We start from the raw sequence: 21,812 nt of genomic DNA on the forward strand, positions 1-21,812 counted from the left end.
CTGAAATCCTCACGGCCGTCCCGTGCAGGGTCAGCCCAGGTCGGGCGCGTGCATCGCCCGAACGCCCTCGATGTTCCCGTCCAGGTAGTGCCGCAGGGACAGCGGGACGAGGTGCACGGAGGCGATGCCGACCCGGGTGAAGGGGATGCGCACGATCTCGTACTCGCCCCGTGGCTCGTCGACCTCGGGCCCGTGCCGCTTGGCGGGATCCATGGATTCCAGACGGCAGACGAAGAAGTGCTGGACCTTCACACCGGTGGCACCGCCGTCTTCGCCGATGTGCTCGACGGTGTCCACGAAACAAGGCACCACGTCGGTGATCTTGGCGCCGAGTTCCTCGTGCACTTCGCGGTGGAGCGCGTCGACGACAGTCATGTCCCCCGGCTCGACCCCGCCGCCCGGCGTGAGCCAGTAGGGATCGACGCCGGGCTTGGTCCGCTTGATCAGGATCAGGTCGTCTCCGTCGAGCAGGACGGCACGGGCGGTGCGCTTGACCACGGGTCGTACGGTCATGGGAGAAATGTGGCCCTGCATGTTCCACGTGAAACATCGCCGGAGCGAGGAAGAGGAGCGCCCCGGCGTTTACGAGTGGCTCGCCGTCAGTACCGTCCTCCGCCCAGGGGCTCCTGGGGCGTCTCAGGACCAGTCCACCGCGGCCCGCAGCAGCCATTCGTGCCCGCTCGATGTGCGGCATGGCCAGGGTGCCGGTACGGGCCACCAGGAAGTATGTCCGCAGCGGGGGGACCGCCGGGTCGAGGAGGGCGACGACGTCACCGCGTTCCAGGGCGGATGCGCACAGGTACCGGGGCAGCACGGCCAGCCCGGTGCCCGAGACCGCACAGGCGAGGACCGCGCGCAGGTCCGGGACGACGACGGTGCCGGAGACGGCGGGCTGGGAGTCGAAGACCGAGGCCCAGTAGCGTGCGATGAACGGCAGTGACTCGTGTACCTCCACGACGGGGAGGCCCTCCAGAGGGTGCGCCCCCTTACGGCGCAGCGTGCCGGGACTGATCTCGTTCGCCCAGCGCGGGGCGGCCACCAGGACGTGCTCCTCGTCGCAGAGGGGAGCCGCGGTGAGCAGAGCGCCACGCGGCCGGGCGGTGGTGATGGCCAGGTCGTGGTGCCCGGCGGCGAGTCCCTCCATCGTCTCGTCGGCGTTCCCGAAGGAGACCCGCAGCGCAAAGCCCTGGCCGTCGTCTCCGGTCAGCTCGGTGAGGGCGGGCAGGGCCCGCTCGGCGGTGAACTCCGGCGGACCGGCGAAGTGGAGGGTACGTAAGGAGAAGTCGTCGTCGAGGCCGGCCTCGGCGATCTCCACCAGCGCGTCGAGATGCGGCGCCGCCTTGTGGGCGAGCTCGTCGCCGATGGCCGTCGGTGTCACTCCCCGGGCCTGGCGGAGGAAGAGGGGGCGTCCCAGCTGGCGTTCGAGGGTGCGCATCTGTGAGGTGACGGCCGGTTGCGAGAGGCCGAGCAGGGCGGCGGCGCGGGTGAAGGAACCGGCTCTGTGCACGGTCACGAACGTTCGCAGCAAGGCCAGATCCATGGTTGTCCCTCCTTTCGCCGCTCTCGGAGCGCCTAACTATAAATAAGTCGATAGGCCGGTGTCGCTGCTGTGATTGGACACTGACATAGAGTCAATTAGCCTTGTTCGCGCGGTTCTTCGCGCGCGGAACCGAGGACGGTCCGAGCCACGAGGGGGAGGCTCGGACCGTCCGCTGTGTGAGCGGAGTACTAGTCGTCGGCCACAGCGAGCGCCCGCAGCACATCCGCCACCAGGTCGTCGGTGTCCTCCGCGCCGGCCGAGAAGCGGATGAAGCCTTCCGGGACCGCGTCGCCCCCCACCGGCCGCGCCGCTCGGCGGTGGAGCGCACTCCGCCGAAGCTCGTGGCGTCGTCCACGAGGTGGAGCGCGCCGAGGAAGCTGTCGGCACGCGCGCGGGTGGGCAACGTGAACGACACCACGCACCCATAGCGGCGCATCTGCTGCGAGGCGACCTTGTGCGAGGAGTCGTCGGGCAGCCCCGGGTAGCGCAGGCCGGACACTTCGGGCCGTTCCTTGAGGGCCTCGGCCACGGCCAGGGCGTTGGCGTTCTGCCGGTCGGCTCGCAGCTGGAGCGTGGCCAGGGAGCGGTGTGCGAGCCAGGCCTCCATCGGACCCGGGATCGCCCCGACGATCTTGCGCCAGCGGCGCACACCGGCCATCAATGAGGCGTCGCGCCCGACGACGTAACCGAGCAGGACGTCCCCATGTCCGGTCAGCTGCTTGGTGCCGCTGGCCACGGTGAAGTCGGCGCCTAGGTCCAGTGGCCGCTGCCCGAGCGGGGTCGCCAGGGTGTTGTCGACCGCGACGAGACAGCCACGCGCGCGCGCCGCCTCACTGAGCCTCCGCACGTCACACACGTCCAGCCCCGGGTTCGACGGCGTCTCCAGCCACAACAGCTTGGCGCCGTCGAGAGCGTCGAGCTGGGCGTCGCCGCCTGTCGGGGCGCTGCGCACCTCGATGCCGTACGACCGCAGCTGCTCGCCCGCCAGGGGCAGCACGTTGTAACCGTCGCTCGGCAGAACGAGGACATCGCCGGCGCGCAGCTGTGAGAAGAGGACGGCCGAGATGGCGGCCATGCCGGAGGCGAAGGCGACCGTTTCGGCGTCGTCCTGCCCGGGCGCCTCCAGCTCGCCGATGGCGCGTTCCAGGAGGGTCCAGCTGGGGTTCTGGTCCCGCCCGTAGGCGTACGGGCCGGTGGGCTCGCCCGGCAGGTGGTAGTGGGCGGCGAAGACCGGCCCCGGGAGGGTCGGCTCGTGCTTGACGGGCTCGGGCAGCCCGGCCCTTACCGCGCGGGTGCCGTCACCGAGGCCCGAAGCGGGGTTCTCCGCGCTCATGCGGCCCGTTCCTCCACCTTCTCGCGTACGGCGGCCAGCAGCCCCGGACTTGCCGCCTCCACGAGGTTCAGGCACTCCTCGAAGCCTTCCCTGCCCCCGTAGTAGGGGTCGGGAACGTCGAGGTCGTCGCCCGCGGCGGGGTCGTAGGAGCGCAGGAGTCGGATCTTGGCCGCGTCCGCCGAGGTGGGTGCGAGGCGGCGCAGCGCCTTGAGGTGGCCTTCGTCGAGGGCGATGACCAGATCCAGGCGGGAGAACCAGGAGGCCTGGAACTGGCGGGCCGCGTGGACGGTGGCGTAGCCGTTCGCCTCCAGGACGGAGACGGTGCGCGGATCGGCGGCGTCACCCTCGTGCCATCCGCCGGTGCCCGCGCTGTCGACCTCGACCAGGCCGTCGAGCCCGGCCTCCGCGACGCGCGCGCGGAAAACCGACTCGGCCATCGGGGAGCGGCAGATGTTGCCGGTGCAGACGAAGCAGACTCGGTAGGTCATGCCGGGCCTCAGTCCGCGTCGGGCAGGACGAGGTGGAGTGCCCAGGAGACGATCGAGATGATCAGGCCGCCGAGGACGGCGGTCCAGAAGCCCTCCACATGGAAGCTCAGGTCGACCTTGTCGGCGAGCCAGGAGGTCAGCAGCAGCATCAGGGCGTTAACGACCAGCGTGAACAGGCCGAGCGTCAGGATGAACAGTGGGAGGGTGAGCAGCTTCACCAGCGGCTTGACCACCGCGTTCACCAGGCCGAAGACGAGCGCGACCAGCAGCAGTGTGCCAACCTTCTTGCCCGTGCTGTCCCCGGTGAGCGTGATCTTGTCGAGCAGCCATACGGCGACCGCCAGGGCGCCCGCGTTGGCGATCGTCTTGACTAGGAAATTCATCATGTGTCTGATCGTGGCAGAAGCGATCGTTACGAGCACCGGGCAGGGGCGACTAAGTCGATGAAGGCATTCCGGCTGGACGAACTGGAGGCGGAGCGCGCTGCCAATGACGGTGCCTACCTGCAGTTCCTGCGTGAGCGGAACATGTCGGTCGGCCTGTACGCGCTGGACGCCGGTGATCTCGACCCGCAGAACCCGCACGGCCAGGACGAGGTGTACCTCGTCGTGAGCGGCCGTGCCTCGATCACGGTCGGCCTGGAGACCACGCAGGTGGCGCGTGGCAGTGTCGTGTACGTGCCCGCCGGTGTCGCCCACAAGTTCCACCACATCACCGAGGACCTGAGGGTCGTGGTGGTGTTCTCTCCGCCGGAGGGCTGACGTCCGCCTGCGCGTTCCCTAGGGGGACGATCAGGGACGGACAAGGGCTGTGAAGCCCCCGAACGACCCCTTCGCGGCCCTAGCATCGATGGCAGGACAGCAGGAGGCCCGGAAGCAGTGCCCCGGTGGAGGGGCGACGGGTGGAGACACAAGGAGCAAGGGCGATGCGGGAGATCTTCGCGGGGTTGCCGTGGTGGGTGAAGTGGATCGCGGTGCCGGTCATCGCCCTGCTGGTGTTCGGAGGGCTGATAGTCAGCGTCGTCCAGGTCGTGGTCGGCCTGCTCTTCAAGGCGCTGGTCTTCGTGGCGCTGGTCGGCGGACTGATCTACGTCGTCAAGAAGTTCACGGCGGGTTCCTCGTCGCGCGGCGACTGGTGAGGCGTCAGCGCCGCGCGACAGCTGTGGCGTGAGTGGGTGAGGACCGGTCAGGGTGCGCCGGTAACAGGAACGTGAGGTTCCCTCGCCAGAGGGAAGTTTCCCGTTGGGGCCGTCTGCGGGCGGCGACGGGCAGCTAGAGTCCGGGGACTCGTCGCGGGCTCGACCCCGCGGGCGGCGCATCCCCCTCCCGTGTCCCCCGCACGGGCGGCCCTCCTCGCGCTTCGGGAGTGACCCTTGGCCACGGCTGACACCGCACCCGCAGAACCGCTCTCCCCACCCGCCCGGCCGCGTTCCCGGTCGACACAGAGCGCCGTTCCTCCCACGCAGCCGAGCCTGAGACCGACACCGGCAGCCGCCTCCGAGCAGCCGCGTGTCCGGGCCGCGGAGAAGCACGCACCGCCGCCCCCGCCGCGTACGACGATCTCGAAGGCGCCGTCTCCCCCCGTGCAGCCACGCACCTCGCCGGGCGAGGAGAACGTGCGCCGCAGCGAGCCGCCCGCGAGACAGGCGCGGGCGCATGGGTTGGCGCGCGGGGCGCGCATCCCGTCCTCGGCGGCTGCGCCGGCCGGGGCGGAGGCGAGCTCCGGGACCCTGATCGGCTCCGTGCAGCGGGCGATGCGGCTACTGGAGGCCGTCGCCGAGCGGGAGCACGGGGCCCCCGCCAAGCAGTTGGCGCGGGATGCGGGAGTCGCGCTGCCGACGGCGTACCACTTGCTGCGCACACTGGTCCATGAGGGCTATCTGTGCCGGGAGAAGGGGCTGTTCTTCCTCGGTGAGGCGGCCGAGCGGCTGAGCAGCAGTGGAGCGCGGCAGAAACGTCGCAGCACGGTGGGCGAGGCCCTGGCGCACTGGCGGGACACTCTCGGCGCAGCCGTCTACTTCGCGATCTACCGGGACGGCGAGATCGAGGTCCTGTGCGTCGCCGACAGCCCGAGCAACCCGGCGGTCGAGGAATGGGCCGATTTCCGCGAGACCGGCCACGCCCACGCCATCGGGCAGTGCCTGCTGTCCCAGCTGAGCGACGAGGCCCGCCGTGACCATCTGGACCGCCATCCGGTGCAGTCGATCACCCCGTACACGGTCCGTGACAAAGAGACGCTTCTACGGCGCTTGGACCGGATCGGGCGGATGCAGCCGGTCGTCGAGCGGCAGGAGTACGCGCTCGGGACGGTGTGCGCCGCGATCCCCATCACCGCGGGGACGACCGCCGGGGCCCTCGCCATCTCGCTGCCCTCGCACCAGGCTGACCGGTTGCTGCCCGCAGCTCATCGATTGCAGGCCGAGATCGGAAAGCTGCTAGGGACACTCGCTATCTCTATCAGTATCTGAAAAATCACTCCTTGTGATCTCTTGTGTACTTTCAGCAAACTTCCAGGGGTGTCAGGCGGATGATTCCTGGCCAGTCGACGAACACGGCGGTAGGCGATGCGCGAGTCGGTACAGGCAGAGGTCATGATGAGCTTCCTCGTCTCTGAGGAGCTCTCCTTCCGCATCCCGGTGGAGCTGCGCTACGAGACCTGTGATCCCTACGCCGTGCGGCTGACCTTCCACCTGCCTGGTGATGCTCCCGTGACCTGGGCCTTCGGGCGGGAGCTGCTCATCGACGGCGTGGGGCGGCCGTGCGGGGACGGGGACGTCCACATCGCGCCCGCCGATCCGGAGACGTTCGGCGAAGTGCTGATCCGGCTACAAGTGGGCACCGACCAGGCGGTGTTCCGGGTCGGCACGGCGCCGCTCGTGGCCTTCCTGGACCGTACGGACAAGCTCGTGCCGCTGGGGCAGGAGCGTTCCCTCGCGGACTTCGACACACTGCTCGACGAGGCCCTGGACCGCATCTTGGCGGAGGAACAGAGCGCGGGCTGAACGGCTGCGGCATCGGGGTGCCGTAACGCTTCAGCGCTTGCGGCGGCGGCCCTTTCCACCGCGTGCCGGAGCGGGCACCGCCGTCGCTTCCGGGGTCCCGGGGCGGTCGGCCGAGACGACCAGGGCGGCCAGCGCGGTGGTCACCGGAACCGACGCCACCAGGCCGATCGAGCCGACGAGCGTACGCACGATCTCCTCGGCGACCAGCTCGCTGTTGGCGACCGTGCCGACACTGCTCTGCGCGATCGAGAAGAGCAGCAGCAGCGGCAGCGCGGCACCGGCGTAGGCGAGGACGAGGGTGTTGACCACCGAGGCGATGTGGTCCCGGCCGATCCGGATGCCCGCGCGGTACAGTCCGCGCCAGCCCATCGACGGATTGGCCTCGTGCAGCTCCCAGACCGCCGACGTCTGGGTGACCGTCACGTCGTCGAGCACACCGAGTGAACCGATGATGACGCCCGCGAGCAACAGACCGCTCATGTCGATCGTCGGGTACAGCCCGTGGATCAGACCGGTGTTGTCGTCCGTGTTGCCGGTCAGATGGGCCCAGCCGATGAACATCGAGCCCAGCACACCGATCAGCACCAGGGAGATCAACGTGCCGAGCACCGCCACCGATGTGCGGGCCGAGAGGCCATGGCACAGGTAGAGCGCGATCAGCATGATGGCGCTCGCCCCGACCACCGCGACGACCAGTGGATTCGAGCCCTGCAGGATGGCCGGCAGGATGAAGAGGGTCAGCAGCAGGAAGCTGGCGGCCAACGAGACGAGGGCCATGACACCGCGCAGCCGGCCCACCGCCACGACGGCGAGCGCGAAGATGCCGGCGAGCAGCGCCAGCGGAACCTTCCGGTTCACGTCGGTGACCGAGTACTGCAGGTCCCTGGGCGCGGCGGGTTCGTACGCGACCACGACCTCCTGGCCCTGCTCCAACTGCCGTGACTGGTCCGGCTGAACGATCTCCGTGAACGTACGGCCCTTGTCCTGGCCGGTGTCGACCCGGACCGTGGCCTTCTTACAGGTGCCGCTCGCCTGCTGCTGGGCGGACGAGCCCTCGGCCGTGGAGGTGTCACCGGTCGGGGTGCCGCCCGAGGCGTTCACCGACGAGCAGTCGACCTCGTCGACCTTGGTGACGGTGGCCTGCTGCGTTTGCCGGTCGAAGCCAACCCCGGTGCGCTCGTGCGCCGGGGCGCCGCTGGGCCAGAGCGCGACGAGGCCCACGACGACCGCTGTCGCGAAGGGGATCAGCACCGCCGCGATCACCTTGCGCAGGTGCTGCGAGACGGGCGCGGCGGGACCGTGGCTGTGGGAATGGCCGTGCCCGCCGCCGGGGACCGGGCCTTGGCCATGTCCGTCACCGTGGCCATGCCCGCCTCCGGAGCCGTGGCCACCACCCCCGGAACCGTGTCCATGGCCGCCGTCGGAACCATGCCCATGGCCGTTTCCGGGACCATGGCCATGGGGCGGCTCGGGGGGCGGAGGCGGGGGCTGCTGCGTCGTGGTCACCGACCGATCATCGCAAGAACGAGCGATGCCCACTGTTCACCGCGCCACATCTGCCGCTAGCGTTGAGGCACCTTTGCACACGCGGGAGCTCGGAGCACCGGGCTGAGAGGGCGCTGACCTCCGCAGACGCGATGTTTCACGTGGAACATCGCGTGGCGGAAATCGCTGCGTCGACCGCTGAACCTGTTACCGGGTAATGCCGGCGTAGGGAGTAGGTCCCATATGACCATCGAGGACACAAGCACGTCTGCCTCCAGCCAGACGGACGGGGCATCTGCCTCGCCCGAGGGCGAAAAGAACCAGGGCGGACAGGCTCTGGAGGCCGGGAAGTCCATCGGCTGGCACAAGGCGTACATCGAGGGCTCACGCCCCGATCTACGGGTGCCGGTCCGCCAGGTGCACCTCACCAACGGGCAGTCCGTCACCCTGTACGACACCTCCGGCCCGTACACCGATCCGACAGCGGAGACCGATGTCCGGAGGGGACTCCTCCCTCTCCGCGAGAGCTGGATCATCGCCCGTGGCGACACCGCGGAGTACGCGGGCCGCCCCGTCCGCCCCGAGGACGATGGGATCAAGCACACGTCGCCGCGCGGTGGACTGCGCAATCTCGACGCGGTGTTCCCGGGGCGACCGCGCCAGCCGCGCCGGAGCCGTGACGGCCAGGCGGTGACCCAGTTGGCCTATGCGCGACGCGGGGAGATCACCCCCGAGATGGAGTTCGTCGCCGTACGGGAGAACGTCTCACCGGAGGTCGTCCGCGAGGAGATCGCCGCAGGCAGGGCCGTACTGCCCGCGAATGTGAACCATCCGGAGATCGAGCCGATGATCATCGGTAAGCGGTTCCTGGTGAAGGTGAACGCCAACATCGGAAACTCCGCGGTCACCTCCTCCATCGAGGAGGAGGTCGAGAAAATGACCTGGGCGACCCGCTGGGGCGCCGACACGGTCATGGACCTGTCCACTGGGCGGAACATCCACACCACTCGTGAATGGGTGCTGCGCAACTCCCCCGTCCCTATCGGAACAGTGCCGCTCTACCAGGCACTGGAGAAGGTCGACGGCAAGGCCGAGGAACTGACCTGGGAGATCTACAAGGACACGGTCATCGAGCAGGCCGAACAGGGCGTGGACTACATAACGGTCCACGCGGGCGTGCGCCTGGCGTACGTCCCCCTGACCGCGAACCGCAAGACCGGCATAGTCTCGCGCGGCGGCTCGATCATGGCGGCCTGGTGCCTGGCCCACCACAAGGAGTCGTTCCTCTACGAGAACTTCGAGGAACTGTGCGAGATCCTCGCCGCCTACGACGTCACGTACTCGCTGGGTGACGGCCTGCGGCCGGGCTCTATCGCGGACGCCAACGACGAGGCGCAGTTCGCGGAGTTGCGCACACTCGGGGAGCTCAACCGGATCGCGAAGCGTTTCCACGTACAGACCATGATCGAGGGCCCGGGCCATGTCCCGATGCACAAGATCAAGGAGAACATCGACCTGCAGCAGGAGATCTGCGATGAGGCTCCGTTCTATACGCTCGGCCCGCTGACCACGGACGTCGCGCCGGCGTACGACCACATCACCTCAGGCATAGGTGCCGCGATGATCGCGTGGTGGGGCACTGCGATGCTCTGCTACGTCACGCCCAAGGAACACCTGGGACTGCCCGATCGTGACGACGTGAAGACCGGCGTCATCACCTACAAGATCGCGGCCCACGCGGCGGACATCGCCAAGGGTCACCCGGGTGCACAGGAGTGGGACGACGCGTTGTCGGATGCCCGCTTCGAGTTCCGCTGGGAGGACCAGTTCAACCTGGCCCTCGACCCTGACACGGCTCGTGAGTTCCACGACGAGACGCTCCCGGCCGAGCCGGCCAAGACGGCCCACTTCTGCTCCATGTGCGGCCCGAAGTTCTGTTCGATGAAGATCTCCCATGACATCCGCCGTGAACACGGCGGTTCCCGGGCCGAGATCGAAGCGGGCATGGCCCAGAAGTCCAAGGAGTTCGCGGAGGCGGGGAACCGCGTCTATCTGCCGATGGCGGACTAAGCCCGCCGGACAGGCCCTTGGCGCGCCGACGCGTAGGACCGGGTCCCTGAGCGCGCCGACGCGCAGGGTGGCGCGTGGCCGCCGTGCTCGATCTCGGCAGCCGAGTGCCCGTACGACGAGCGGCGCTCTTCCGGCCGGTTGCCGGGAGAGCCTGCCGTCGCGGGTCGGCGGCGCCATGAGTCCGGGCCTGCCGCCGGCCGACGGCGCACCGGGTGGCCGCCGAAGTCCGGTGGTCGCAGGGCCGCGGCCGGAGCCCGGGGCGTCACTCGGGCTGGTGCTCCGGGCTGCCGAAGTCGGGGCTCGTGAAATCCGGGCTGGAGAAGCTGGGGCGGGAGCCGGAGCTGCCGCTTTCCGGGCTGCTGCTGAAGTTCGGGCGGTCGTAGCCGAGGTGCGGCATGCGGCTGGGCGGGGACTGCCGGCCCGGTTCGTCGAGCACCGACGGGCCCGGGTTCGCGAGGGCATCACGGAGGAACGGCAGGATGCCGCGCTCCAGGAGGGCCTCGCGCCAGGCTTCCCGGGCGCGGGCCACCTCGTCGCTCAACTCGCTGCGCGCTCCGTGGTCCAGGAGGGCCGTGGCGTTGTTGCGCAGGGCGGTGAGCAGGAGGGCGACCGCGGCCACCAGGATCGCCGCCGCCGTGATCGCGCCGAAGACCCACCCGGTGGTGAGGAGGGTGTCGGCGATAGCTTGCTGGGGGTCGAGCACCTTCATGACGCACCCCACGAGCAGGAAGAGCACCGCGGCCGTTCCGGCGAGGACGGGCGCGAGCACCGCGGCGATGGCACCGGCGCCCGCGCCGGCGGCCTCGGTGACCTCACCCATGGTTGCCGCGAGTCCCACCGCGGTGCCGTCCGGCTCGGTCGAGCCGGACGCCGTCCCCTCACGGGCGGGCGTGGTGCCTGTCGACGGGCTGCGGAACTCGTAGCGGACCTTGACGTAGTACTGGTATTCGGTCGCCGCGGCGGCCGTGATGAGCGCCGTGGCGTTGAGGGCCATGGTGCGCAGCTGCTCGGGGTTGAGCCGCCGGAGACCGGCGGCGAGTTCCGGGCGGTGTGGTGCGGAGCGCAGCACCTCGCCGAGGATCCGCTCGTACTCCTGGCGGTCCTCACTGAGCAGGTGCTGCGGAACGCTGTTCATGTGCATCCCCCGATGCTCCGTAGGGCTTGTGGCTCGGCATGCTGACGAGCCGTCGGGCAGAAACGGAGGGGAGCCTGCTACGGATAAGCCGATGGTAGAGCGGTGATGGCGGGCGGTGACAGGGGGTTTGAAGAAATTGGCCCCTGGCCAGCGAACTCTTCCGACGGAGGACGCCTGCCCGTGAAGGCTCAGCTGCTCAACGGAAGTTGCTGGACCAGCAGCTTTCCGGCCATGGTCACGCCGCCGTCCATGGCGACGGCCAGGCCGTCCGCATAGATGTACGGACCTTCGACCGAAGGGCCCGTGTCGTCCTCGCCGTCCTCAGAGCCGACCTCGCCCAGGAGGTACGGAATGGGGCTGTGACCATGCACGATGCGCGTGCCGCCGTAGGTGTCCAGCAGGGAGCGCACGGCGTCGGCGCCGCCCTCGTCGCGGAAGGAGAAGCGCCGGGTGAACTTGCGGAAGAGGTCCCAGACCTCGTCCGGGTCGTTGCGCGTGATCGTCTCGCGGATGGTGTCGTTGACCGCCTCGATGGAGTCGCCGTAGTCGCGGTAGGTGGTGGTGTCGGAGTGCACCAGAAGGTGGCCGTCGACCTCCTCCATGGCGTCGAGGCGGGCCATCCACTGGAGGTGGTGGTCCTGGAGGCGGTCCATGTCGGTCTTCTGGCCGCCGTTGAGGAGCCAGGCGGCCTGGAAGGTGGCGGTGCCCGCGCCGGAGTTGACGGGGGTGTCGCCGAATCGCTTGGCGCCGAGCAGCAGCAGCTCGTGGTTGCCCATGAGGGCCTTGCAGTAGCCGCCGGCCGCCGCGGCCTCGGCGGACAGGCGCATCACGAGGTCGATGACGCCGATGCCGTCGGGGCCGCGGTCGGTGAAGTCGCCGAGGAACCAGAGCCGGGCGGTTCCCGCTGACCAGTTGCCCGCGGCGTCGACGAGGCCCTTCTCGCGGAGCGCGGCGAGAAGTTCGTCGAGGTAGCCGTGGACGTCCCCGACGACGAAGAGCGGACTCGGCGGGGTGGCGGGCTGTTCGGCCGCCGCGGCCTCCGGGTCGATCACGACCTGAAGTGTGTCACCCCGGTTGATCACCGGTAGGTCTCGCTGGGTCGGGGTGTACCCCTCGGGGTAGCCCTCCGGCTCCTCGGAAGGCATGGAGGTCTCGCCGGCCTGCGCGGTGTGTCCGTACGGACCGGCCTCGTGGACGTACGCGGGCACGCGGAAATCGCGCACCGTCGGCGTCCGCACCTCGGGTCCTTGACCGGCCCCCTGAGTCATCGACCCCTCCACCACCATCGCCCGCGTCTGCACCGCATCGGACTGCCTGGTCGCAGCGGCCCGCGGTGTCGTGCGCCCATCATAGGAATGCGGATCGCGCCATGTGATGACCCAGGGGTGGTGAAATGGCGCAGGACCACAGTTCACCGCGGTTTTCTCCCGAATTGGGCGGGGCTTTCCCCGCCCGATTCCCGTCCGGATCCTCAGCTCGGGCATCAACCCGCTTCAGGTGATCGTGGCGGGCTGACCGTCGTACGGGGTGGACGCCGCTCGGACGAGGTCCGCACGATCAGCTCCGTCGGTATCACCTGCTCGACCGGCTGGTCAGAATCGCCCCCCTCGATGGCGTCGATGAGGAGCTGTACCACCGCCGTGCCGATCCGACGCGGCTTCAGCGAGAGCGTGGTGATCGGCGGCTCGGTGGTGGCGTACACGGCGGACTCGCTGCAGCAGACGAGCAGCAGGTCGTCGGGGACGCGCAGGCCGTACCGCCGGGCCGCGGCCAGCAGATCGGTGCCGTTCGGGTCGAAGAGGCCGTAGACCGCGTCCGGGCGGTCCGGCCGGGCCAGCAGCCGATCGGCTGCGACGGCTCCCGCGCACGGATCGTGCGCCGGATAGGCCTCATACACCGGATCCTGGCCCACGCGCTCGCACCAGCGCAGGTATGCGGTGGTGGAGAGATGAGTGTACGTGTCCGTCGTCGTGCCCGTGAGGAGTCCGATCCGGCGGGCGCCCGCGTCGGCCAGGTGGTCGAGGATGCCGAGGACGGCGGCATCGTGGTCGTTGTCGACCCACGCGGTGACCGGGAGCGAGCCGGCCGGCCGGCCGTCGGAGACCACCGGTAATCCCTGGCGGACCAGCTCGCTGACGACCGGGTCATGGTCGGAGGGGTCGATGACCACGGTGCCGTCCAGGGCGACGTTCGACCACACGTCGTGCCGCGAGGTCGCGGGGAGGATGACCAGGGCGTAGCCCCGGGCGAGCGCGGCCGAGGTGGCGGCCCGCGCCATTTCCGCGAAGTACGCGAACTCGGTGAAGGTGAAAGGTTCATTCCCGTACGTGGTCACGGTCAGGCCGATGAGCCCGGACTTGCCGGTTCTGAGGGTTCGGGCCGCCGCCGAGGGGCGGTAGCCAAGTCGGTCGGCGACCTCGCGTACATGGCGTCGGGTGGCGTCCGGGAGCCGGCCCTTGCCGTTGAGGGCGTCGGAAACGGTCGTGATGGAGACTCCGGCGGCGGCGGCCACGTCTCGGATGCCCGCCCGGCCCGACCGGCTGCCTCGGCGGGGAGTTTCCGCGCGGCTCACCTGGTGCTTCCCTGCTGCTGTCATGGCGAGCCGATAGTAGGGCTCATGCGGTGGGGTAGTGCGGACGCATATGCACTCGTTGACAGGCACGTTTCTGCAAGGTCAATGAGGGAAACTTCCTTACAATGCAAGGGAGTTGGGCGATCCAATGTCAGTACGTGACTTGTCGACGCGTATGGGCCTGCCAAGTCGCTCATGTTTCGAAGAGGTCTCAACTCACCTGTACGGGTGATGCGCGCCACGGCGCGAGCCACCGGCGCGTGCACTCGTGAGTGGCGCGCTCCCTGATTCATGCACCTTCGTGCACTGATGCCGGTGGGCGGGTGTGGCGCAGAGTGGGTACGCGGGGTGTATGTGGTTGTCCACAGGCCGTTCGCAGGGGCGCCGAATCCTCATAAGGTGAGAAGCATTACGTCGACGAGGAGGACTGCGGTGAGCGAGACGAGCCCCAAGCTGCGAGCCGAGCTGGCGGGTATCCCCACCTACAAGCCCGGCAAGCCGGCCGCGGCGGGCGGTCCGGTGGCGTACAAGCTGTCCTCCAACGAGAACCCCTACCCGCCATTGCCCGGAGTGCTGGAGAGCGTGACCGGGTCGGCCGCGTCCTTCAACCGGTACCCGGACATGGCGTGCACGGGGCTGATGAACGAGCTGTCGGACCGCTTCGCGGTGCCGCTCACGGATCTGGCCACGGGCACCGGCTCGGTCGGTGTCGCCCAGCAACTGCTGCAGGCGACCTCGGGGCCCGGCGACGAGGTGATCTACGCCTGGCGGTCGTTCGAGGCGTACCCGATCATCACGCAGATCAGTGGAGCCACGTCCGTGCAGGTGCCGTTGACGCCGGGCGATGTACACGACCTGGACGCGATGGCGGACGCGATCACCGACCGGACCCGGATGATTTTCGTTTGCAACCCGAATAACCCGACGGGGACGGTGGTCCGCCGGGCCGAGCTGGAGAGGTTCCTCGACCGGGTGCCGGGCGATGTGCTGGTGGTGCTGGACGAGGCGTATCGGGAGTTCGTGCGGGACACGGAGGTGCCGGACGGTGTCGAGTACTACCGCGAGCGGTCGAACGTCTGTGTGCTGCGTACCTTCTCCAAGGCGTACGGTCTGGCGGGGCTCCGGGTGGGATTCGCGATCGCTCACGAACCGGTGGCTGCCGCCCTGCGTAAGACCGCAGTGCCGTTCGGTGTGAGCCAGCTTGCCCAGGACGCCGCTGTCGCCTCGTTGCGAGCCGAGGACGAGCTTCTGGGCCGGGTCGGCTCGCTGGTCTGCGAGCGGGACCGGGTCGTCGAGGCGCTGCGCGGCCAGGGCTGGACGGTACCGGAGACACAGGCGAACTTCGTGTGGCTGCGGCTGGGGGAGCGCACGGTGGACTTCGCCGGTGTGTGCGAGCGGGCCGGCGTCGTCGTGCGGCCGTTCCCCGGGGAGGGCGTCCGCGCGACGATCGGCGAGACCGAGGCGAACGACCTTTTCCTGAAGGTGACCGAAGGGTTCCGTAAGGAGCTCTAGGTGCCGCGGCACTGGGTTTCGGCGGCTAGGGGCCCGGGGTTTTCCGGGCCCCTTCTTCATGCCGAGACAGCGTTGACGTGCCTGTTTGAGCCATGGGTCCATCGGCCCCGACTTAAGGACCCCCCGCCTTTCGAGGCTCGAACGACTATGCGCCATAATTGCTTGTGAATGTGAACGCGTTCACAAGCGCGTCCCGGTTGCCCTGTGATGTACGTGACAAACGGGGCAAATCGCCGCAGTGCCACGGCATGTAAAAAGGAGAAGACGTGGACCTCGCTCTGGCGCCGGAGACTCTGGCCCGATGGCAGTTCGGCATCACCACCGTCTACCACTTCCTCTTCGTCCCCCTCACGATCTCGCTCGCCGCGCTCACCGCCGGCCTGCAGACCGCCTGGGTGCGCACGGGGAAGGAGAAGTACCTCAAGGCCACCAAGTTCTGGGGCAAGCTCTTCCTGATCAACATCGCGATGGGCGTCGTCACCGGCATCGTGCAGGAGTTCCAGTTCGGCATGAACTGGTCCGACTACTCGCGCTTCGTCGGCGATGTCTTCGGAGCTCCGCTCGCCTTCGAGGCGCTGATCGCCTTCTTCTTCGAGTCCACCTTCATCGGCCTGTGGATCTTCGGCTGGGACAAGCTGCCGCAGAAGATCCACCTTGCCTGCATCTGGATGGTCTCCATCGGCACGATCCTGTCGGCGTACTTCATCCTCGCGGCCAACTCCTGGATGCAACACCCCGTCGGCTACCGGATCAACGAGGCGAAGGGCCGTGCCGAGCTCACGGACTTCTGGCTCGTCCTGACGCAGAACACCGCGCTCACCCAGGTCTTCCACACCCTCGCGGCGGCCTTCCTCACCGGTGGCGCCTTCATGGTCGGCATAGCCGCCTTCCATCTGGCCCGCAAGAGGCACATCCCGGTGATGAAGACCTCACTGCGGCTCGGTCTGGTCACCGTGGTGATCGGTGGCATGCTCACCGCCATCAGTGGTGACCTGCTCGGCAAGGTCATGTACGAGCAGCAGCCGATGAAGATGGCAGCCGCCGAGGCGTTGTGGGACGGCGAGGCCCCCGCACCCTTCTCGGTCTTCGCCGTCGGTGACGTCGACGAGGGCCACAACAAGGTCGCCATCGAGATCCCGGGCTTGCTGTCCTTCCTCGCCAAGGACGACTTCAGCTCGTACGTCCCCGGCATCAACGACGTCAACAAGGCCGAGCAGGAGAAATACGGGCCCGGGGACTACCGCCCCAACATCCCCGTCGCCTACTGGGGTTTCCGCTGGATGATCGGCTTCGGTATGACGTCCTTCGCCCTCGGCCTTGCCGGACTCTGGCTCACCCGCAAGAAGTTCCTGCTGCCGCAGCACCTGAGAGTCGGAGACAATGAGGTGCCGCCTCTCGTGCTGCTGCCGACGAAGGCCCTCGGCCCGACCCTCACCAAGTGGTACTGGCGCATCGCGGTCCTGACCCTGGGGTTCCCGCTGATCGCCAGTTCCTGGGGCTGGATCTTCACCGAGATGGGTCGTCAGCCATGGGTCGTCTACGGCGTGCTGCGTACCGAGGCCGCGGTCTCTCCCGGTGTCTCCCAGGGCGAGATCCTCACCTCGATGATCGTCTTCACCACTCTGTACGCCATCCTCGCCGTCGTCGAGGTGAAGCTGCTCACGAAGTACGTCAAGGCGGGACCGCCCGAGCTGACGGAGGCTGACCTCAACCCGCCCACGAAGATCGGTGGCGACTCCCGTGACGCCGACAAGCCGATGGCCTTCTCGTACTAGGCCGCACCAGGCCAAGGGAGCACAGTCATGGAACTTCACGACGTCTGGTTCGTTCTCATCGCCGTCCTGTGGATCGGCTACTTCTTCCTGGAGGGCTTCGACTTCGGGGTCGGTGTCCTCACCAAGCTGCTGGCCCGGAACCGTTCCGAGAAGCGGGTTCTCATCAACACCATCGGACCCGTCTGGGACGGCAACGAGGTGTGGCTCCTCACGGCGGGCGGCGCGACCTTCGCCGCCTTCCCCGAGTGGTACGCCACCCTCTTCTCCGGCTTCTACCTGCCGCTGCTGCTCATCCTGGTCTGCCTGATCGTCCGGGGTGTGGCCTTCGAGTACCGGGTGAAGCGGCCCGAGGAGAACTGGCAGCGCAACTGGGAGACGGCGATCTTCTGGACCTCGCTGCTCCCCGCGTTCCTGTGGGGGGTGGCCTTCGCCAACATCGTGCGCGGTGTGAAGATCGACCGCGACTTCGAGTACGTGGGCGGTCTCACGGATCTGCTCAACCCGTACGCCCTCCTGGGCGGCCTGGTCACGCTGACGCTGTTCACCTTCCACGGGACGGTGTTCGTCGGCCTCAAGACCGTCGGAAACATCCGCGAGCGGGCGCGGAGGCTGGCGCTGAGCGTCGGTGCCGTGACGGCCGGACTGGTGCTTCTCTTCCTGCTCTGGACGCAGATCGAGAAGGGCGACGGCGTCTCTCTGGTCGCGGCGGTCGCGGCGGTGGCCGCGCTCCTGACGGCACTGACGGCGGTTCGAGCGGGTCGTGAGGGCTGGGCGTTCGCGCTGTCCGGGGTCACCATCGTGGCTGCCGTCGCGATGCTCTTCCTGACGCTCTTCCCGAACGTCATGCCGTCCTCGCTGAACGAGGACTGGAGCCTCACTGTCACCAACGCCTCGTCCAGTCCGTACACCCTGAAGATCATGACTTGGTGCGCAGCGATCGCCACGCCGGTCGTGATGGTCTACCAGGGGTGGACGTACTGGGTGTTCCGCAAGCGGATCGGCACGCAGCACATCGCCGAGTCGGCGCACTGAGTCTCGACGGGGAGGCGTGTTTGACGATGTTTCACGTGAAACACGCCTCCCCGGACCGAAGAGGCATGTTTCACGTGAAACATGCTTGCCGAGAAAAGGGTGTTTCACGTGAAACCGATCGACCCGCGACTGCTGAGGTACGCCCGCGTCACCCGGCTCTTCCTGATGGCGGTCGTCGGCCTGGGTGTCCTCGGGGCCGGGCTCGTCATCGCGCAGGCGATGCTCATCGCCGAAGTGGTGGTCGGCGCCTTTCAGCACCGAATACCGGCCTCGGAACTCCGTACTCCCCTGCTGCTGTTGGCGGCCGTCGCGCTGGGCCGTGCCCTTGTCTCCTGGCTCACCGAGCTGGCCGCTCACCGGGCGAGTGCGGCGGTGAAGTCGGAGTTGCGGCGACGGTTGCTGGAGCGGGCCGCCGCGCTGGGGCCCGGCTGGTTGAGCGGGCAGCGCACGGGCTCGCTCATCGCCCTCGCCACTCGTGGGGTCGACGCGCTCGACGACTACTTCTCGCGCTATCTCCCGCAACTGGGCCTTGCCGTCGTCGTACCCGCCGCGGTGCTTGCGCGGATCGTCACCGAGGACTGGGTCTCGGCGGCGATCATTGTCGGGACGCTGCCGCTGATCCCGGTCTTCATGGTCCTCATCGGCTGGGCCACGCGTTCGCAGATGGACCGTCAGTGGCGGTCGCTGTCCCGGTTGTCGGGGCACTTCCTGGATGTCGTCGCCGGGCTGCCGACGCTCAAGGTGTTCGGCCGGGCCAAGGCGCAGGCCGAGTCGATCAAACGGATCACCGGGGAATACCGGCAGGCGACGATGCGGACGTTGCGGATCGCGTTCCTGTCGTCCTTCGCGCTGGAACTGCTCGCGACGATCTCGGTCGCGCTGGTCGCGGTCACCATCGGCATGCGGCTCGTGCACGGTGAGATGGACCTGTACATCGGGCTGGTCATCCTCGTCCTGGCCCCGGAGGCGTACCTGCCGGTCCGGCAGGTGGGTGCCCAGTTCCACGCCGCCGCCGAGGGGCTCGCGGCGGCCGAGGAGATCTTCGACGTCCTGGAGACGCCGGTGCCGGTGTCCGGAACCGGGGCCGTGCCGGCTGTCTGCGGCATCCGTTTCGAGGGGGTGACCGTCCGGCACCCCGGGCGGTCCTACGACGCTGTCTCGGACGTGTCCTTCGAGGTCGCCCCCGGGGAGACGGCGGCCCTCGTCGGGCCGAGCGGGGTGGGCAAGTCGACACTGCTGAACGTTTTGTTGGGGTTCACGGAGGCCACGGCAGGCGCGGTGCGGGTCGGGGGAGCCGATCTCGCCTCGCTCGACCTGGCCGAGTGGCGTTCGCATGTCGCCTGGGTGCCGCAGCGACCGCACCTGTACGCCGGATCGATCGCCGGGAACGTACGGCTGGCCCGTCCGGACGCGGACGACGCGGCGGTACGGCGGGCGCTGGCCGACGCGGGGGCGCTTGAGTTCGTTGACGCGCTGCCCGCCGGAACCGAGACCGTCCTCGGTGAGGACGGCGCCGGTCTCTCCGCCGGACAACGGCAACGGCTCGCCCTCGCCCGTGCGTTCCTCGCCGACCGGCCCGTGCTGCTCCTCGACGAGCCGACGGCCTCGCTGGACGGGGAGACCGAGGCGGAGGTCGTGCAGGCGGTACGACGTCTGGCGGTGGGCCGGACCGTACTGCTGGTGGTGCACCGGCCGGCGTTGCTGGAGGTCGCGGACCGGGTGGTGAGGCTGGGGGGGCGTACCGCCGAAGGTCTGCCCGTCCACGCGCCCCTTGCCAGTGAAACCACCGCTTCGCTCAGCCCCTCCCAGGGCCAGGAAGGGGAAGCGCGGGGAGAGTCCGGCATGCGGGGCGCGGCGGTCGGGCGGGCCGTCGGTGCGGAGGCCGCGAAGAGGGTCGCCGGTCGAGCGGGCGCGGCTGAGGAGACCGCCGGTGGCGCTCACTCCGACGCGTCGCCCCTCACTCTGCGGTGCGGTGTACTCAGTCGTGTCCGACGCATGGCGGGACCCCGCCGGGGTCGGTTCGCGCTCGCCCTGGTGCTCGGCAGCCTCGCGCTCGGCAGTGCCGTCGGACTGATGGCGACCTCCGGATGGCTGATCTCGCGGGCCTCGCAGCAGCCTCCGGTGCTGTATCTGATGGTCGCGGTGACGGCGACGCGGGCGTTCGGGATCGGGCGGGCGGTGTTCCGGTACGCGGAGCGGCTGGTGTCGCACGACACCGTGCTGCGGATGCTGGCCGACACGAGGGTGGCCGTCTACCGGCGGCTGGAACGGCTGGCGCCCGCCGGCCTGCGGACGACCCGTCGGGGCGATCTGCTCTCGCGGCTGGTCGCCGACGTGGACACTCTGCAGGACTACTGGGTGCGGTGGCTGCTGCCCGCCGGGGCCGCGATGGCCGTGTCCGCCGCCTCCGTCGGGTTCACAGCCTGGCTGCTGCCCGAGGCCGGCGCCGCCCTCGCCGTCGGGCTGCTCGCCGCCGGGGCCGGAGTGCCCCTCGTGTCCGGGGCCGTGGCCCGCAGGGCCGAGCACCGGCTCGCACCGGCTCGCGGGGTGCTCGCCACCCGGGTGGCCGATCTGCTCACCGGCACCGCCGAGTTGACGGTCGCGGGCGCCCTGCCGGCGCGTACCGCCGAGGCGAGGCAGGCCGACCGGGTGCTCACCCGCCTAGCCTCCCGCGCCGCGACCGCCACCGCGCTCGGCGGCGGACTCACCGCGCTCGTCTCCGGGCTCACCGTGACGGCCACCACGCTCCTCGGTGCACAGGCGGTCGTCGACGGGCGGCTGAGCGGGGTGGCCATGGCCGTCGTCGTGCTCACCCCGCTGGCCGCGTTCGAGGCGGTGCTGGGCATGCCGCTCGCCGTCCAGTTCCGCCAGCGGGTGAGCAGGAGCGCGGAGCGCGTGTACGAGGTGCTGGACGCCCCCGACCCAGTACGGGAGCCGGAGGAGCCGGCCGAGGCGCCGGTGTCGCCGTTCCCGCTGCGGCTCGACCGGCTCGGCGCGCGGTACGACGGGCAGGACCGGGACGCGCTCGCCGGGCTGGACCTGACCTTGGAACAGGGGCGCAGAATCGCCGTGGTGGGGGTCTCGGGGGCGGGCAAGACGACGCTCGCGCAGGTGCTGCTGCGGTTCCTGGACGCGCGTGAGGGGACATACACGCTGGGTGGTGTGGACGCGTACGCGCTCGACGGTGACGCCGTACGGCGGCTGGTGGGGCTGTGTGCCCAGGACGCGCACCTCTTCGACAGCTCGGTGCGGGAGAACCTGCTGCTCGCCCGGAAGGATGCCGACGAGACGGAGTTGCGGGACGCCCTGGCGCGGGCGCGGCTGCTCGACTGGGCCGACGAACTTCCCGACGGGCTGGACACCCTGATCGGCGAGCACGGGGCACGTCTGTCGGGCGGACAGCGCCAACGGCTCGCCCTGGCTCGTGCCTTGCTGGCCGACTTCCCGGTGCTCGTCCTCGACGAGCCCGCGGAACATCTGGACCTGCCGACCGCCGACGCGCTCACGGCGGACCTGCTGGCCGCGACCGAGGGCCGTACGACCCTGCTCATCACCCATCGGCTGGCCGGGCTGGAAGCCGTGGACGAGGTGGTCGTGCTGGCGGACGGACACGTCGCGCAGCGCGGGACCTACGCGGAACTGGCCGTGAAGGACGGGCCCTTGCGGGCGATGGTGGAGCGGGAGGCCGCTGGAGAGGTGCTCGCGGGGGTCTGAGCGGGGGCATCCAGGGAGTCGACGAGGAGACGGCTCGGCGGATCGGCTAGCGGTGGCTCCGGCCCGCAAGCGTCCCTACCGAACGTCCTGCGGTCGGGCCCCTGTTCGGCCCAGCCCCTTGGCCCGTCCGGGGCATCCCTGTCCCCCGGCCGTAC

16 protein-coding genes, 2 pseudogenes and 1 riboswitch are annotated in these 21,812 nt (G+C 69.3%); of the genes and pseudogenes, 9 read left to right on the forward strand and 9 right to left on the reverse strand.

Features of this window, described 5'->3' with window-relative positions; translation table 11 throughout:
• Positions 1–30 precede the first annotated feature (30 nt).
• From WBG99_RS17660 to WBG99_RS17680, 5 genes and pseudogenes are all read right to left on the reverse strand, one after another.
• A complete protein-coding gene (locus WBG99_RS17660) occupies positions 31–513 on the reverse strand; it encodes an NUDIX hydrolase (protein ID WP_338897231.1) in 483 nt (160 codons plus the stop codon).
• A gap of 123 nt (positions 514–636) precedes the next feature.
• Positions 637–1,540, reverse strand: a pseudogene (locus WBG99_RS17665) (LysR family transcriptional regulator).
• A 188-nt stretch (positions 1,541–1,728) separates the two neighbouring features.
• Positions 1,729–2,873: pseudogene (locus WBG99_RS17670) on the reverse strand (cystathionine gamma-lyase).
• Positions 2,870–3,361, reverse strand: coding sequence for a low molecular weight protein-tyrosine-phosphatase (locus tag WBG99_RS17675; protein ID WP_338897232.1), 492 nt, complete (start codon positions 3,359–3,361; stop codon positions 2,870–2,872). The pseudogene WBG99_RS17670 and the gene WBG99_RS17675 overlap by 4 nt, the downstream one beginning before the upstream one ends.
• An 8-nt stretch (positions 3,362–3,369) precedes the next feature.
• On the reverse strand, positions 3,370–3,747 hold the full coding sequence (locus tag WBG99_RS17680) for a phage holin family protein (RefSeq protein ID WP_338897233.1): 378 nt from the start codon (positions 3,745–3,747) through the stop codon (positions 3,370–3,372).
• Between the two features lie 57 nt (positions 3,748–3,804).
• On the opposite strand from WBG99_RS17680, the gene WBG99_RS17685 reads away from it, so the two are divergent.
• The 4 genes from WBG99_RS17685 (at position 3,805) to WBG99_RS17700 (ending at position 6,362) form a co-directional block, all read left to right on the forward strand.
• The gene (locus tag WBG99_RS17685; RefSeq protein WP_338897234.1) at positions 3,805–4,122 is read left to right on the forward strand and encodes a cupin domain-containing protein; all 318 of its coding nucleotides are present in this window, start codon (positions 3,805–3,807) and stop codon (positions 4,120–4,122) included.
• A gap of 164 nt (positions 4,123–4,286) precedes the next feature.
• Positions 4,287–4,499 (forward strand): DUF5326 family protein, encoded by a 213-nt coding sequence (locus tag WBG99_RS17690; RefSeq protein WP_338897235.1) that lies wholly within the window; start codon positions 4,287–4,289, stop codon positions 4,497–4,499.
• A gap of 540 nt (positions 4,500–5,039) precedes the next feature.
• Positions 5,040–5,828 (forward strand): IclR family transcriptional regulator C-terminal domain-containing protein, encoded by a 789-nt coding sequence (locus tag WBG99_RS17695; RefSeq protein ID WP_338900378.1) that lies wholly within the window; start codon positions 5,040–5,042, stop codon positions 5,826–5,828.
• A gap of 96 nt (positions 5,829–5,924) precedes the next feature.
• Entirely contained in the window at positions 5,925–6,362 is a 438-nt protein-coding gene (locus WBG99_RS17700; RefSeq protein WP_318811385.1) for an SsgA family sporulation/cell division regulator, read from the forward strand.
• A gap of 30 nt (positions 6,363–6,392) precedes the next feature.
• On the opposite strand, the gene WBG99_RS17705 is transcribed toward WBG99_RS17700, so the two are convergent.
• Positions 6,393–7,868 (reverse strand): YibE/F family protein, encoded by a 1,476-nt coding sequence (locus WBG99_RS17705; protein ID WP_338897236.1) that lies wholly within the window; start codon positions 7,866–7,868, stop codon positions 6,393–6,395.
• 71 nt (positions 7,869–7,939) lie between these two features.
• A riboswitch (TPP riboswitch) is annotated at positions 7,940–8,096 on the forward strand.
• Here WBG99_RS17705 and thiC point away from each other — a divergent pair.
• Positions 8,091–9,917 carry a phosphomethylpyrimidine synthase ThiC gene (gene thiC, locus WBG99_RS17710; RefSeq protein ID WP_338897237.1) on the forward strand — a complete coding sequence of 609 codons (1,827 nt, stop codon included), beginning with the start codon at positions 8,091–8,093 and terminating at the stop codon, positions 9,915–9,917. It overlaps the preceding riboswitch by 6 nt.
• Positions 9,918–10,179: 262 nt before the next feature.
• On the opposite strand, the gene WBG99_RS17715 is transcribed toward thiC, so the two are convergent.
• From WBG99_RS17715 to WBG99_RS17725, 3 genes are all read right to left on the reverse strand, one after another.
• Entirely contained in the window at positions 10,180–11,058 is an 879-nt protein-coding gene (locus WBG99_RS17715; RefSeq protein WP_338897238.1) for a hypothetical protein, read from the reverse strand.
• A 182-nt stretch (positions 11,059–11,240) separates the two neighbouring features.
• Positions 11,241–12,335 carry a metallophosphoesterase gene (locus tag WBG99_RS17720; protein WP_338900379.1) on the reverse strand — a complete coding sequence of 365 codons (1,095 nt, stop codon included), beginning with the start codon at positions 12,333–12,335 and terminating at the stop codon, positions 11,241–11,243.
• A gap of 200 nt (positions 12,336–12,535) precedes the next feature.
• The gene (locus WBG99_RS17725; protein WP_338897239.1) at positions 12,536–13,648 is read right to left on the reverse strand and encodes a LacI family DNA-binding transcriptional regulator; all 1,113 of its coding nucleotides are present in this window, start codon (positions 13,646–13,648) and stop codon (positions 12,536–12,538) included.
• A 408-nt stretch (positions 13,649–14,056) separates the two neighbouring features.
• Between WBG99_RS17725 and hisC the strand changes: the two genes are divergently transcribed.
• From hisC to cydD, 4 genes are all read left to right on the forward strand, one after another.
• A complete protein-coding gene (gene hisC, locus WBG99_RS17730; RefSeq protein WP_338897240.1) occupies positions 14,057–15,136 on the forward strand; it encodes a histidinol-phosphate transaminase in 1,080 nt (359 codons plus the stop codon).
• A gap of 266 nt (positions 15,137–15,402) precedes the next feature.
• Positions 15,403–16,911 (forward strand): cytochrome ubiquinol oxidase subunit I, encoded by a 1,509-nt coding sequence (locus tag WBG99_RS17735; RefSeq protein ID WP_338897241.1) that lies wholly within the window; start codon positions 15,403–15,405, stop codon positions 16,909–16,911.
• A 27-nt stretch (positions 16,912–16,938) separates the two neighbouring features.
• Positions 16,939–17,943, forward strand: a complete 1,005-nt coding sequence (cydB, locus tag WBG99_RS17740) for a cytochrome d ubiquinol oxidase subunit II (protein WP_338897242.1) — start codon at positions 16,939–16,941, stop codon at positions 17,941–17,943.
• A 99-nt stretch (positions 17,944–18,042) separates the two neighbouring features.
• Positions 18,043–21,657: a thiol reductant ABC exporter subunit CydD gene (cydD, locus tag WBG99_RS17745; protein WP_338900380.1), complete on the forward strand. Its 3,615-nt coding sequence runs from the start codon at positions 18,043–18,045 to the stop codon at positions 21,655–21,657.
• Positions 21,658–21,812: the final 155 nt, after the last annotated feature.

The sequence above is a fragment of the Streptomyces sp. TG1A-60 genome (assembly GCF_037201975.1).
Classification (GTDB): domain Bacteria; phylum Actinomycetota; class Actinomycetes; order Streptomycetales; family Streptomycetaceae; genus Streptomyces.

Excerpts from the sequence above, each read along its gene's own strand:
- WBG99_RS17690 (WP_338897235.1), top strand. The coding sequence starts at position 4,287 with ATGCGGGAGATCTTCGCGGGGTTGCCGTGGTGGGTGAAGTGGATCGCG.
- WBG99_RS17685 (WP_338897234.1), top strand. The coding sequence starts at position 3,805 with ATGAAGGCATTCCGGCTGGACGAACTGGAGGCGGAGCGCGCTGCCAAT.
- thiC (WP_338897237.1), top strand. The coding sequence starts at position 8,091 with ATGACCATCGAGGACACAAGCACGTCTGCCTCCAGCCAGACGGACGGG.
- WBG99_RS17715 (WP_338897238.1), bottom strand. The coding sequence starts at position 11,058 with ATGCACATGAACAGCGTTCCGCAGCACCTGCTCAGTGAGGACCGCCAG.
- cydB (WP_338897242.1), top strand. The coding sequence starts at position 16,939 with ATGGAACTTCACGACGTCTGGTTCGTTCTCATCGCCGTCCTGTGGATC.
- WBG99_RS17680 (WP_338897233.1), bottom strand. The coding sequence starts at position 3,747 with ATGATGAATTTCCTAGTCAAGACGATCGCCAACGCGGGCGCCCTGGCG.
- WBG99_RS17725 (WP_338897239.1), bottom strand. The coding sequence starts at position 13,648 with ATGACAGCAGCAGGGAAGCACCAGGTGAGCCGCGCGGAAACTCCCCGC.
- WBG99_RS17675 (WP_338897232.1), bottom strand. The coding sequence starts at position 3,361 with ATGACCTACCGAGTCTGCTTCGTCTGCACCGGCAACATCTGCCGCTCC.
- WBG99_RS17700 (WP_318811385.1), top strand. The coding sequence starts at position 5,925 with ATGCGCGAGTCGGTACAGGCAGAGGTCATGATGAGCTTCCTCGTCTCT.
- WBG99_RS17660 (WP_338897231.1), bottom strand. The coding sequence starts at position 513 with ATGACCGTACGACCCGTGGTCAAGCGCACCGCCCGTGCCGTCCTGCTC.